The 12,141-nt window shown below is 57.2% G+C and carries 13 protein-coding genes and 1 tRNA gene; 7 read left to right on the plus strand and 7 right to left on the minus strand.

Translation table 11 applies throughout. The features are described 5' to 3' along the window. Nucleotides 1-51: 51 nt before the first annotated feature. The 6 genes from J2Y86_RS23075 to J2Y86_RS23100 form a co-directional block, all read right to left on the minus strand. Nucleotides 52-357, minus strand: a complete 306-nt coding sequence (locus J2Y86_RS23075) for a hypothetical protein (protein ID WP_047599285.1) — start codon at nucleotides 355-357, stop codon at nucleotides 52-54. Continuing rightward, the gene (locus J2Y86_RS23080) at nucleotides 354-962 is read right to left on the minus strand and encodes a hypothetical protein (protein WP_253436894.1); all 609 of its coding nucleotides are present in this window, start codon (nucleotides 960-962) and stop codon (nucleotides 354-356) included. Before J2Y86_RS23080 ends, J2Y86_RS23075 begins: the two co-directional genes overlap by 4 nt. Continuing rightward, nucleotides 959-1,225: a helix-turn-helix transcriptional regulator gene (locus J2Y86_RS23085; protein WP_253436897.1), complete on the minus strand. Its 267-nt coding sequence runs from the start codon at nucleotides 1,223-1,225 to the stop codon at nucleotides 959-961. Before J2Y86_RS23085 ends, J2Y86_RS23080 begins: the two co-directional genes overlap by 4 nt. Before the next feature lie 85 nt (nucleotides 1,226-1,310). After that, the gene (locus J2Y86_RS23090) at nucleotides 1,311-2,231 is read right to left on the minus strand and encodes a hypothetical protein (RefSeq protein ID WP_253436901.1); all 921 of its coding nucleotides are present in this window, start codon (nucleotides 2,229-2,231) and stop codon (nucleotides 1,311-1,313) included. A 244-nt stretch (nucleotides 2,232-2,475) separates the two neighbouring features. Further along, nucleotides 2,476-3,717: a tyrosine-type recombinase/integrase gene (locus J2Y86_RS23095; protein WP_253436904.1), complete on the minus strand. Its 1,242-nt coding sequence runs from the start codon at nucleotides 3,715-3,717 to the stop codon at nucleotides 2,476-2,478. Between the two features lie 164 nt (nucleotides 3,718-3,881). Further along, nucleotides 3,882-3,966, minus strand: a tRNA-Leu gene (locus tag J2Y86_RS23100). 107 nt (nucleotides 3,967-4,073) lie between these two features. Between J2Y86_RS23100 and queA the strand changes: the two genes are divergently transcribed. The 6 genes from queA (at nucleotide 4,074) to J2Y86_RS23130 (ending at nucleotide 10,160) form a co-directional block, all read left to right on the plus strand. After that, complete coding sequence (gene queA, locus J2Y86_RS23105; RefSeq protein ID WP_253436907.1) at nucleotides 4,074-5,123, plus strand: tRNA preQ1(34) S-adenosylmethionine ribosyltransferase-isomerase QueA; 1,050 nt, start codon at nucleotides 4,074-4,076, stop codon at nucleotides 5,121-5,123. 14 nt (nucleotides 5,124-5,137) lie between these two features. Next, entirely contained in the window at nucleotides 5,138-6,253 is a 1,116-nt protein-coding gene (gene tgt / locus J2Y86_RS23110) for a tRNA guanosine(34) transglycosylase Tgt (RefSeq protein ID WP_162130724.1), read from the plus strand. Between the two features lie 43 nt (nucleotides 6,254-6,296). Then, a complete protein-coding gene (gene yajC / locus J2Y86_RS23115; RefSeq protein WP_003185175.1) occupies nucleotides 6,297-6,635 on the plus strand; it encodes a preprotein translocase subunit YajC in 339 nt (112 codons plus the stop codon). A gap of 63 nt (nucleotides 6,636-6,698) precedes the next feature. Beyond that, entirely contained in the window at nucleotides 6,699-8,567 is a 1,869-nt protein-coding gene (gene secD / locus J2Y86_RS23120; protein ID WP_253436910.1) for a protein translocase subunit SecD, read from the plus strand. 9 nt (nucleotides 8,568-8,576) lie between these two features. Continuing rightward, nucleotides 8,577-9,491: a protein translocase subunit SecF gene (secF, locus tag J2Y86_RS23125; RefSeq protein ID WP_253436913.1), complete on the plus strand. Its 915-nt coding sequence runs from the start codon at nucleotides 8,577-8,579 to the stop codon at nucleotides 9,489-9,491. 120 nt (nucleotides 9,492-9,611) lie between these two features. After that, entirely contained in the window at nucleotides 9,612-10,160 is a 549-nt protein-coding gene (locus J2Y86_RS23130; RefSeq protein WP_150631951.1) for a glycine zipper 2TM domain-containing protein, read from the plus strand. Nucleotides 10,161-10,405: 245 nt separating this feature from the next. Here J2Y86_RS23130 and suhB read toward each other — a convergent pair whose 3' ends face one another. Next, nucleotides 10,406-11,224, minus strand: a complete 819-nt coding sequence (gene suhB / locus J2Y86_RS23135) for a type III secretion system regulator SuhB (protein WP_008014726.1) — start codon at nucleotides 11,222-11,224, stop codon at nucleotides 10,406-10,408. A gap of 146 nt (nucleotides 11,225-11,370) precedes the next feature. Here suhB and trmJ point away from each other — a divergent pair, with 146 nt between their 5' ends. Further along, complete coding sequence (gene trmJ, locus J2Y86_RS23140; RefSeq protein WP_008025492.1) at nucleotides 11,371-12,141, plus strand: tRNA (cytosine(32)/uridine(32)-2'-O)-methyltransferase TrmJ; 771 nt, start codon at nucleotides 11,371-11,373, stop codon at nucleotides 12,139-12,141.

Genomic DNA, 12,141 nt, shown 5'->3' on the forward strand with positions numbered 1-12,141 from the left:
CATGTAGATTGACCTCAACGCCTCCGGATCGCCCCCGGAGGCGTTTTCGTTTCAGGCATGGGCTTCCCAGCGCAGGGATAGGAGGGGTAGGAAGCCGCCGCTGAGCATCGAGCGGGCGTCTTCGTAGGCTTGGGTTTGCTGGCCCTCGTCGACGATCACCGCGCCGGTTTTTTCGCAGTGGAGGGAGAGGGCGCACCAGGTGCCGTCGGCCCAACTTAGTACGCTGACCACACGGCCTCGCTTTTCCTGTTGGCTGCGGTGGCGTTCGAGGCGCTGCATGAGGCGAGTAGAAAATCCGATCCGGCGCAGTACCGAGAACGGATGCATCAAGGCGTTATCAGCGATCTTGCGATTCATGCTGCCTCCTGCGCATTAGCGAACAGTGGAGGCGGTGTTGCGCCTTTGAGCCAGGCGAGGATCTTGCTGTCTTCAACACAGCGGCGACGGTGTAGAACGGCCATTTGCTCGCGGCGTTGTGCAACACACTCATCGACATAACCGTTCAGGTCGGAGGTCAAGCGCATATCTTGATGAGTGCGCTCGCTTGTCGTTTTCTCGACGGCAAGATCCTCATCCGTGATGCGTTGCCATACCGCCGGATCGTTCGCGAATCCCGCTGATTGATCGACGAGCCAGTAGGTAACCCAATCAGTCATGCCGCGCGATTTCAGCGAGGCGAGGCGGCTTTCGCTCATAGCAAAATAGCCGGAGCCGTGAACGCTCGAAAACTCTCTGCGCACCGCATTTTTGCGGATCAGTTCGGGCAGTTCCCAAGGATTGGCTTTGAGTGGAAGTACGAACCCGTCAGGGCTAAAAAAGAACGCTTCCTGCTCTTCGCCGTTCCAGCTCACGCCCGCAATGGTGCGATGACGCCAGTTGATTTCACCAGGTTGATAGAGCCGGAATCCGATGCTGTACGAATCGAAGAATGGCCCCTTGAAAGGGCAGTAATTGCGCTTCATGCGGCCACCTGGTTACGTGCCTCAATGCGACTACGTGCCCAAGCTTGAACTTCGCCAAGTACCCACGCGACAGGAGCGCCGCGAGCATTGCTCATGCTTAATTTTACGGGGCGCGGAAAGCCGCTTTCAGTGCACTGCATAAGCTTGTAGATGGTGGGGCGAGCTAAGCCAATGATGGCCATGACCTCAGATATTCTGATCAGGGTCGTGGCTGGGTCGCGATGAGAGAGGGAGTTTTTTTCAGTAGCAATAGAGATAGTCATAGTCGTGCCTTTATGGTGAGAGACAGGCACAGACTAGAGGGCGAAAAAAAAGCAAACATGGTTTGCTTTTTGCGAACTTGAAAAATTATCGAGGAATAAATCCACCTTTCCTTAAGTGCTTCCTAACGGTCGGCGCAGATGCTTTGCCCTGCGCGACTATCATTTTGACTAGCTCGGTTTCCGATATTTTTGGATTGCTGGATATTTGGCTTCTCGCGGCTGTACTAATTTCCTCGAAAAGTTTGTGGCTGTTTTCCTGCTTTATTGCGCCTGGATTTCTATTCGCCTTTCCAGCAGCTTGGGCTCTTGCTGAAGCTTTAGCCGCAAAGGCCTTATCCAATGCACTTCTTAGAAAACTTGATGCAGCGAAATCGTTACGCAGACCATCGCTGAAATCAGCCTGTTGATAGAGAGAAGCTAGCATCAAGATCTTGGAGGCCTCGCCATTGAAAATGGCGAAGTCTTCCCGGGCGATGATTTCTGAGCTGCTATCTCGTCTTCGTGCTCGGGTTACGAGTGCGAGGTATTGCTGAGGATCAGTTTGTCTTAGCTGCTCTATCAGATCGACATCCAAGTCGTATAGAGATAGCTCTAAATCAAATAGCCAGTTCGCAAGGGCTTCGACCGCCTGAACCGCTTGTATGAGAGCGTAAGTCGCTACGAGCTGAGTGTCGCTTGCCGGATGATCAATCCCGAGGAAGCGGCGGACGACCCTCGGCAGTGACGTGGTTTCGGAAAAACTGAAGTGCTCATCAATTGTGGCGCGGAGGTGAAACATTGCTTTTGTCACTGAATCAGCACAATCAGCATACCGACCATCCTCTAACCAGAAGAAGGTTGCGTTATCGATACACGCAAACGCGTCGCGAAAGCTCTCAGCGAAATGGCTATACAACGCTAGCTCGCGGACGGCTTGCTCGACCTCGTCAAGATCCCAAAGGAGACTGGTCACATCTGCTCCGGCGATTTCAAGTTCCAGATCTCTGGTGATAAGTGTGTGTTCCATCAGAGCGCCCCTCGCCCCCACAAAGGATGACTGACCCCGCGAGCAATGCCCTGGAAAGAGGTTGCCGACAGGGAGCATGTGGCTTCGTGTCCGTTACACATCCCGCCGACGTAACACGCGCTTGATGGGAGCGTCAGACACGGTGTAACTCGATATAAATTCAATATTTTCAAGGGGTTGTCGCGCTGCGTTACACGCGCAACACCGGTTACACCTGTTTTAGGGGGGGTACGTGTTTTGGCTCTCATACAACCTTTCCAAGCTGTACCTGCGACACGTTCCCTGCCTCTAATGCATCAAGATGATTCGCATACCACTGCATCATCTTTACGCGTTGCTCAAGATATTGGGCTTTGTTGTACACGCCTGAGATACCTTCTTCTTTGTGAGCAAGCTGCGCCTCAACATGTTCTTTCGGCCAACCATGTTCTCGAAGCAATGTGCTCGCTGTATGGCGAGTCCCATGCCCAACAAGACGCCCCTTATAGCCGATGGTGGCGAAGACCTTGTTGATCGTGTTTTCACTGATGGTTGGATTTTTCGCTCCGACTCCGGGGAATAGCCAACGACTCCGTCCGGTTAAGCAGTGCAGCTCTTTAAGCGCAGCAACAGCTTGGTGAGGAAGGGGGCATACGAAATCCCGACGCATCTTCATCTTGGCGGCTGGTGTGGTCCAAATGCCTTTATCAAGGTTGAACTCTTTCCATTCAGCCAGGCGGACCATCCCAGGTCGTGATGCCGTCCATACACAAAGCCATGCTGCAGTGCGGGCCGTCAGCCTACTTGGAGTATTTTTGAGGGCTTGGAGAAATTCAGCCAGCTCAGGCTCCAGCAGATGTGGGTGCTGTTGAGTCTTTGGGGCTTGGGCCGCAATATCGCGAAGGCGACTGCCAGGATCGTTTTCGGTAAGACCCAAGCCGATGGCTCGCCCGAATATCTGATTTATCCAAGTGCGGCACTTCTCCGCCACGTTGTGTGCGTCTCGGGCTTCGATTGATGCTTGGAGTTCTGCGCAGTCGGTACGGGTTATTTCGTCTAGCGGCTTATCTCCCAGTGCCGGGAGTATGTCTTTGTCGAGGTAGGTGCGGATTTTGTTGAGAGTGGAGGGTGCGAGACCCTTTTCCTCTTTTGCCTTCAGCCAGGCATCAGCGGCAGCTCGAAAGGTTCGAGTCTTGGCCGCGTCGATAGCAGCTTTAGCGGATCTCTTCTGTTCAAGTGGGTCGGCACCGCTACTAACTACTTTGCGTAGATCAGCGGCTTTGTCTCGTGCCAGCGCGCCACTTACTTCCGGGTAACCCCCGAGCCCCATCCAAGCCCAATTGCCCGCCGGACGTTTGTAGCGAAGTTGCCAAGACTTGCCTCCATCAGGTTTGACCCTGAAATAGAGGCCGTTTCCGTCCAGCTCTCGGTATTCCTTTGATTCCGGCTCCAATCCCGCGAGTGTCGTGTCAGCGAGAGGGCGGCGCTTGATGTCTGCGCGCTTCATCCTTGTATCCCAAAGTTCGGTATTTTTCTCAGGATACAAGCAGGGATACAGGGATACAACGGATAGGGGGAGACTGGCATAAACAGACAGGCACAAAAAAACCGGCCAAGTGGCCGGTTTCTCTGGGTCTGAAAGTCTGCTAGAGACTTTCAGATACTGCTATATGGTGCCCCGAGGGAGACTCGAACTCCCACTCCTTTCGAAAACGGATTTTGAATCCGCCGCGTCTACCAATTCCGCCATCAGGGCTCAATGGCGGCGAAGTATAGAGATGAGATAACCGTCGGTCAATCAGGTACATGGAGAATTTTCACTATTTCCGCTAGACTTCCGGGCCCTGCTAGACGAACCCCATCATGCGCGTTGCTGACTTTACTTTCGAACTCCCTGATTCGCTGATTGCTCGCCACCCTTTGGCCGAGCGTCGCAACAGTCGCCTGTTGACCCTGGATGGGGTCAGCGGCGCCCTGGCACACCGTCAATTCACTGATTTGCTTGAGCATTTGCGCCCGGGCGATTTGATGGTGTTTAACAATACCCGGGTGATTCCGGCGCGGCTGTTTGGCCAGAAGGCTTCCGGCGGCAAGCTGGAAATCCTGGTGGAGCGGGTGCTCGACAGTCATCGCGTGCTGGCCCATGTGCGGTCCAGCAAGTCGCCGAAGCCGGGTTCGAAGATCCTCATCGACGGCGGTGGCGAGGCCGAGATGCTGGCGCGTCACGATGCGTTGTTCGAGCTGGGGTTTAGCGAGGAGGTGTTGCCGCTGCTCGACCGCGTCGGGCACATGCCGTTGCCTCCTTATATAGACCGCCCGGATGAAGGCTCGGACCGCGAGCGTTATCAGACGGTGTACGCCGAGCGCCTGGGCGCGGTGGCGGCGCCGACGGCGGGGCTGCATTTCGATCAGCCGCTGATGGAGGCGATTGCCGCCAAGGGCGTCGAGACGGCGTTCGTGACTTTGCACGTCGGTGCGGGTACGTTCCAGCCGGTGCGGGTCGAGAAGATCGAAGATCACCACATGCACACCGAGTGGCTGGAAGTCGGCCAGGACGTGGTCGATGCCGTCGCCGCTTGCCGCGCTCGCGGTGGTCGTGTGGTGGCGGTGGGGACCACCAGCGTGCGTTCCCTGGAAAGTGCCGCGCGCGATGGCGTGCTCAAGCCGTTCAGTGGCGACACTGACATCTTTATCTACCCGGGCCGGCCGTTTCATGTGGTCGATTGCCTGGTCACCAACTTTCATTTGCCCGAATCCACGCTGTTGATGCTGGTTTCGGCGTTCGCCGGTTATCCCGAAGCCATGGCTGCTTATAAAGCCGCCGTGGAGCATGAATACCGCTTTTTCAGCTACGGTGATGCGATGTTTATCACCCGTAACCCCGCGCCACGTGGCCCTGAGGAAACAGAATGAGTCGCCAAAGTCGTATGTCGTTTGAGTTGCTTGCTACTGACGGCAAGGCTCGTCGCGGTCGTTTGACCTTCCCTCGCGGTACCGTCGAGACCCCGGCGTTCATGCCGGTGGGCACGTACGGCACGGTGAAGGGCATGCTGCCGCGGGATATCACCGCGACCGGCGCGGAAATCATTCTGGGTAACACCTTCCACTTGTGGCTGCGTCCTGGCACCGAAGTGATCAAGAAGCACGGCGACCTGCACGATTTCATGCAGTGGAAAGGCCCGATTCTGACCGACTCCGGCGGTTTCCAGGTGTTCAGCCTGGGCGCGATGCGCAAGATCAAGGAGGAGGGCGTAACCTTCGCTTCTCCGGTTGATGGCGCCAAAGTGTTCATGGGCCCGGAAGAGTCGATGCAGGTCCAGCGTGACCTGGGCTCGGACATCGTGATGATTTTCGACGAATGCACGCCGTACCCGGCTGACGAAGACGTCGCGCGTATCTCCATGGAGCTGTCGTTGCGTTGGGCCAAGCGTTCGAAAGAAGCCCATGGCGACAACACGGCGGCGCTGTTCGGCATCGTTCAGGGCGGCATGCACCAGGATTTGCGCATGCGTTCGCTGGAAGGCCTCGACAAGATCGGCTTTGATGGCCTGGCCATTGGTGGTCTGTCGGTGGGCGAGCCGAAGCACGAGATGATCAAGGTGCTGGATTACCTGCCGGGCCAGATGCCGGCTGACAAACCTCGTTACCTTATGGGCGTTGGCAAACCGGAAGATCTGGTTGAGGGTGTGCGCCGCGGTGTGGACATGTTCGATTGCGTGATGCCAACCCGTAATGCCCGCAATGGGCATCTGTTCATTGATACTGGTGTGCTGAAGATCCGTAACGCGTTCCATCGCCATGATGATTCGCCGCTCGATCCGACCTGCGATTGCTATACCTGCCAGAACTTCTCCCGCGCTTATCTGCATCACCTGGACAAGTGCGGCGAAATGCTGGGAAGCATGCTCAATACCATCCATAACTTGCGTCATTATCAAGTGCTTATGGCTGGTTTGCGCGAGGCTATTCAACAGGGTACATTGGCCGCCTTTGTCGATGCCTTCTACGCCAAACGCGGGTTACCTGTTCCGCCTTTGGACTGAGTTTTCTGACCCCAAGATTCAACATTTGCAACTGGAGTGCTAAATGAGCTTTTTTATCTCGAATGCCATGGCTGACGCTGCTGCACCGGCCGCTGCAGGCCCAATGGGTGGCGGTTTTGAGTGGATTTTCCTGGTCGGTTTCCTGGTCATCTTCTACCTGATGATCTGGCGTCCACAGGCCAAGCGCGCCAAAGAGCAGAAGAACCTGCTGGGCAGCCTGCAGAAAGGCGACGAAGTTGTGACCACCGGCGGCATCGCCGGCAAGATCACTAAAGTGGCTGATGATTTCGTGGTTCTGGAAGTTTCCGACACCGTCGAAATGAAGTTCCAGAAAGGCGCCATTGCCGCCACGCTGCCAAAAGGCACGCTGAAAGCGATCTAAGTTTCAACTTCTACTCAATCGACGGGGCGCGCAAGGCGCCCCGCGTCATAAGCGGGCGGCGTGATGCTGAACAAATACCCTCTGTGGAAATACATTCTGATCCTGGCGGTGCTGGCGGTCGGTCTGATTTATTCCGCTCCCAATTTATATCCTGATGACCCGGCCATTCAGGTCAGCGGTGCAAGCACTGCGCTGCAAGTCAATCAGGCTGATCTGGATCGTGTGAGCGCTGCGCTCAAGGAATCCGGGATCAACGTCAAGGCAGCCACGCTGGCGGCCAATGGCAAGGGTGGTCTGATTCGTCTGACCAAGGCTGAAGACCAGCTGCCGGCCAAAGACGTCGTGCGCAAGGCATTGGGTGATGACTACGTCGTTGCACTGAACCTGGCACAAACCACTCCGCAGTGGCTGCGCAACCTCGCCGCGCACCCGATGAAGCTGGGTCTGGACTTGTCCGGTGGTGTGCACTTCCTGCTGGAAGTGGACATGGACAAAGCCCTCGACGCACGCTTGAAAGTGTACGAAGGCGATGTGAAGAGCCTGTTGCGTAAAGAGAAACTGCGCTATCGCAGCCTGCCGCAACTCAACGGCGCCATTCAGCTGGGTTTCAGTGATGAAGCTTCCCGCGAACAGGCCCGCACACTGATCCGCAAGAACTTCAACGATTTCGACATTGTTCCGGCCGACCTCAATGGCCAACCGGTACTGCGTCTGGCGATGACCCCGGCCAAGCTGGCGGAAATCCGCGAATACTCCATCAAGCAGAACTTGACCACGGTACGTAACCGCGTCAACGAGCTGGGTGTTGCCGAACCGATCGTTCAGCGTCAGGGCGCCAACCGCATCGTGGTTGAGCTGCCGGGCGTGCAGGACACCGCAGAAGCCAAGCGTATCCTCGGCAAGACGGCCAACCTTGAGTTCCGTCTGGCTGCAGAGCCTGGCGCTTCGAAAGCTACCTCCGAAACCTTCGAGTTCCGTGAAGGCAACCGTCCTCCGGCGCAGATCGAGCGTGGCCTGATCATCACCGGTGACCAGGTGACTGACGCCAAAGCTGGCTTCGGCGAGCACGGCACGCCAGAAGTGAACATCCGTCTGGATGGCCATGGTGGCGAGCTGATGAGCCGCGCAACGCGCAGCAACGTCGGTCGCAGCATGGCGGTGATCTTTATCGAGCAACGTCCGGTCACCACTTACACCAAGCAAGTGGTTAACGGCGTCGAGAAAGACGTAGCGGTTCAAACGTTCAAGGAAGAGAAGAAGATCATCAGCCTGGCGACCATCCAGTCGCCGCTGGGTGCTCAATTCCGCATCACTGGCCTGAACGGTCAGGGCGAGTCGTCCGAACTGGCGCTGCTGCTGCGTGCCGGTGGTCTGGCTGCACCGATGTACTTCGCTGAAGAGCGCACAATTGGCCCGAGCCTGGGTGCCGACAACATCACCAAAGGTATCGATGCATCGCTGTGGGGCATGCTGTTTGTCTCGCTGTTCATCATCGCCATCTACCGCTTCTTCGGCATCATCGCCACCGTCGCTCTGGCGGTGAACATGGTGTTGCTGCTGGCCCTGATGTCGCTGCTGGGTGCAACGCTGACCCTGCCGGGTATCGCCGGTATCGTGTTGACCATGGGTATGGCGGTCGACGCCAACGTTCTGATCTTCTCGCGGATTCGTGAAGAGATCGCGGCGGGCATGACCGTACAACGGGCAATCAACGAAGGCTTCGGCCGGGCATTTACTGCGATTCTCGACGCCAACCTGACAACACTGTTGGTCGGCGGGATTCTCTTTGCGATGGGCACCGGCCCGGTCAAAGGCTTCGCAGTGACCATGTCCCTCGGGATCTTTACCTCGATGTTCACGGCCATCATGGTGACCCGCGCGATGGTCAACCTGATCTTCGGCGGTCGTGACTTCAAGAAGTTGTGGATTTAAGGGGCTGCCATGTTACGTACAATCAACTTCATGGGCGTTCGCAACTTTGCGTTCGGCGTCACATTGTTCCTTACCGTGCTGGCCTTGTTCAGCGTCGCCACCAAGGGCATGAACTGGGGCCTGGACTTCACCGGCGGTACGCTCATCGAGCTGACCTACGAGCGTCCTGCCGATGTCACCAAGGTGCGTGAGCAACTGGCTACTTCGGGTTATCACGAGGCAATCGTGCAGAGCTTCGGTGCGACTACCGATCTGCTGGTGCGCATGCCGGGTGAAGACCCGCAGCTGGGGCATCAAGTGGCCGAAGCGCTGCTGAAGGTCGGCGGCGACAACCCTGCGACGGTCAAGCGCGTCGAGTTCGTCGGCCCTCAGGTCGGTGAAGAGCTGCGCGACCAGGGCGGCCTTGGCATGCTGATGGCGCTGGGCGGCATCCTGATCTACCTGGCTTTCCGCTTTCAGTGGAAGTTTGCGGTCGGTGCGATCGTTTCGCTGATCCACGACGTGATCGTGACCATCGGTATCCTGTCGTTCTTCCAGATCACCTTCGACCTGACGGTATTGGCGGCGGTGCTGGCGATCATCGGTTACTCGCTCAACGACACCATCGTGGTATTCGACCGGGTTCGTGAGAACTTCCGGGTACTGCGCAAGGCCAGCCTGATCGAGAACATCAACATCTCGACCACGCAAACCCTGCTGCGGACCATGGCGACGTCGATCTCCACCTTGCTGGCGATCGCGGCACTGCTGTTCTTCGGTGGCGACAACCTGTTCGGCTTCTCCATTGCGCTGTTCATCGGCGTTCTGGCGGGTACGTACTCGTCGATCTACATCGCGAACGTGGTGCTGATCTGGCTGAACCTGAGCAGCGAAGATCTGATTGCTCCGGTGGCCACTGACAAGGAAGTCGACGACCGTCCATAACGGCCATCGCTTTTCCAGTTGTCAGCCCAAAAAGGCGCGAGTTGAACTCGCGCCTTTTTTTGTGCTCCAAGGCTGGGAGAAGCGCGGACATGTTCCGCGGGTGATGGTCAGGAGGTTCATGTGAACAAGTCGTTGCTGGTTGGTGCGGTATTGGGTGCTGTCGGTGTGACTGCCGGGGGTGCTGTTGCCACCTACAGCCTGGTTAAAAGCGGCCCTGAGTATGCGCAAGTGCTAGCCGTTGAACCGGTCAAGACACAAATCAAGACGCCACGTGAAGTGTGCAAGGATGTAGCAGTAACCCGGCAAGCGCCGGTCAAAGATCAACACCAGATCGCCGGTACGGTGGTCGGTGCACTGGCAGGTGGTCTGCTGGGTAACCAGATTGGCGGCGGCACCGGCAAGAAAATTGCCACGGTTGCAGGCGCGGTCGGTGGTGGTTACGCGGGTAACAAGGTTCAGGAAGGCATGCAGGAGCGTGACACCTACACCACGACTCAAACCCGCTGTAACACTGTGAATGACATCAGCGACAAGGTTGTCGGGTATGACGTTCGTTATTCGCTGGATGGCAAGGAGGGCAAAGTGCGGATGGATCGCGATCCGGGGAATCAGATTCCTGTGGATAAGGAAGGTAAGTTGATCCTGTCGCAGAATCAGCAGGGTCAATAAATCGCTCAGATTCAAAAAGAAGCACCCTTCGGGGTGCTTTTTTGTGCCCGGAATTCATGCATCACCACAAATCCCCTGTGGGAGCGGGCTTGCTCGCGAATGCGGTCTGCCAGCCTCCATCAATGCTGAATGTGAAACCGCATTCGCGAGCAAGCCCGCTCCCACATTTGGTTTATGGTGTTCTTGAGGTTGAATTCCAGGCATAAAAAAGCACCCCTTCGGGGTGCTTTTTTGTGGGTGCTCGCTTAGCGCTTCAGCGAGGCCGGCAGGTGCGGCTGGATCGCCGTCAGCACTGCTTTGAAGCACTTGGTGTTACCCGCAACGATGTGGCCTTTCTCAAGGAAATCGTGACCGCCGGTGAAGTCGCTCACCAAACCGCCGGCTTCCTGGATCAGCAGGGCGCCTGCAGCCATGTCCCACTCGGACAGGCCCGACTCCCAGAATGCATCGAAACGACCGGCCGCTACGTAAGCCAGGTCCAGGCTCGCCGAGCCAGCGCGGCGGATGCCGGCGGTCTGGCCAACCAGGGCGCGGAACATGCCCAGGTAGTTGTCGAGGTTGTCCATCTGGTCGTCACGGAACGGGAAGCCGGTACCCAGCAGGGCGCCGTCCAGGCTGGTGCGACCGCTGACGCGCAGGCGACGACCGTTCAGTTGAGCGCCGCGACCACGGCTTGCGGTGAATTCTTCCTGGCGAACCGGGTCCAGAACAACAGCGTGTTCCAGGCGACCGCGGTATTTGCAGGCGATGCTGACAGCGAAGTGAGGAATGCCGCGCAGGAAGTTGGTGGTGCCGTCCAGTGGATCGATGATCCACAGGTACTCTTCGCCTTCGATCCCGGTGCCGGCGTGCATGCCGGTTTCTTCACCCATGATCGAGTGGTTCGGGTAAGCCTTGCGCAGCGCGTCGATGATTTTCTGTTCAGCGGCGCGGTCCACCTCGGATACGTAATCCTTGGCGTCTTTTTCGTCGACCTTGATGGTATCCAGGCGCTCGATGGAGCGGAAGATCAATTCACTGGCGCTGCGGGCGGCGCGCAGCGCGATATTCAGCATGGGCTGCATGGATGTGTCACCTAAGGTTGTTAAAGAAAGCCGGGCATTCTATCAGAACTTTTCTACAGGTGAAGGTCGGTGTTCGCTTTCATAGCTTAACGGTAGGATGAACTGTAAGATTCGGCTCCCCTTTATTGTGTTCGAGAACGCCTCCCGTGCTGCAAAACATTCGTGTCGTCCTGGTCAATACCAGCCACCCCGGCAATATCGGAGGGGCTGCGCGCGCCATGAAGAACATGGGCCTGTCGCGGCTGGTGCTGGTCGAACCACGGCTGTTCCCGCATCACGAGGCGGATGCCCGTGCCTCCGGCGCCGGGGATATCCTTGAAAACGCGCAAGTCGTCGCCACCTTGGAAGATGCCTTGGTCGGCTGCAATCTGGTGCTCGGTACCAGCGCCCGTGACCGGCGCATTCCCTGGCCGCTGCTCGATCCTCGCGAATGCGGGACGAAAGTGGTCGAGGAGGCGGGGCAGGGCGCGGAAATCGCCTTGGTTTTTGGTCGTGAAGATTCCGGCCTGACCAATGAAGAGCTGCAGCGATGTCATTATCACGTGCACATCCCATCAGACCCTGAGTTCAGTTCGCTGAACCTTGGGGCAGCGGTGCAGGTGTTGAGCTATGAAGTGCGCATGTCCTGGCTTGCGGCCCAAGGCCAGCCGAGCAAGGTCGAGAAGGAAGAAGTGGCCTCCGTCAAAAGCGCTGAGCTGGCGACCATGGATGAGTTGGAACGGTTCTATGAGCACCTGGAGCAAACCCTGGTGGCCATCGAATTCCTCGATCCGGAAAAGCCACGGCACTTGATGGCGCGCCTGCGTCGGTTGTACGGACGAAGCTCGGTCAGCCGGGCGGAAATGAATATATTGCGTGGCATCCTCACGGAAACCCAGAAAGCGGCCCGTGGCGAGCTTCTAAAGCGGAAGGATTAA

This window comes from Pseudomonas migulae, from assembly GCF_024169315.1.
GTDB lineage: Bacteria > Pseudomonadota > Gammaproteobacteria > Pseudomonadales > Pseudomonadaceae > Aquipseudomonas > Aquipseudomonas migulae_B.

What these genes read in the sequence shown, in the direction of transcription:
- J2Y86_RS23075 (WP_047599285.1), bottom strand. Translation starts at nt 357, where the DNA reads ATGAATCGCAAGATCGCTGATAACGCCTTGATGCATCCGTTCTCGGTA.
- J2Y86_RS23080 (WP_253436894.1), bottom strand. Translation starts at nt 962, where the DNA reads ATGAAGCGCAATTACTGCCCTTTCAAGGGGCCATTCTTCGATTCGTAC.
- J2Y86_RS23085 (WP_253436897.1), bottom strand. Translation starts at nt 1,225, where the DNA reads ATGACTATCTCTATTGCTACTGAAAAAAACTCCCTCTCTCATCGCGAC.
- J2Y86_RS23090 (WP_253436901.1), bottom strand. Translation starts at nt 2,231, where the DNA reads ATGGAACACACACTTATCACCAGAGATCTGGAACTTGAAATCGCCGGA.
- J2Y86_RS23095 (WP_253436904.1), bottom strand. Translation starts at nt 3,717, where the DNA reads ATGAAGCGCGCAGACATCAAGCGCCGCCCTCTCGCTGACACGACACTC.
- queA (WP_253436907.1), top strand. Translation starts at nt 4,074, where the DNA reads ATGCGCGTTGCTGACTTTACTTTCGAACTCCCTGATTCGCTGATTGCT.
- tgt (WP_162130724.1), top strand. Translation starts at nt 5,138, where the DNA reads ATGTCGTTTGAGTTGCTTGCTACTGACGGCAAGGCTCGTCGCGGTCGT.
- yajC (WP_003185175.1), top strand. Translation starts at nt 6,297, where the DNA reads ATGAGCTTTTTTATCTCGAATGCCATGGCTGACGCTGCTGCACCGGCC.
- secD (WP_253436910.1), top strand. Translation starts at nt 6,699, where the DNA reads ATGCTGAACAAATACCCTCTGTGGAAATACATTCTGATCCTGGCGGTG.
- secF (WP_253436913.1), top strand. Translation starts at nt 8,577, where the DNA reads ATGTTACGTACAATCAACTTCATGGGCGTTCGCAACTTTGCGTTCGGC.
- suhB (WP_008014726.1), bottom strand. Translation starts at nt 11,224, where the DNA reads ATGCAGCCCATGCTGAATATCGCGCTGCGCGCCGCCCGCAGCGCCAGT.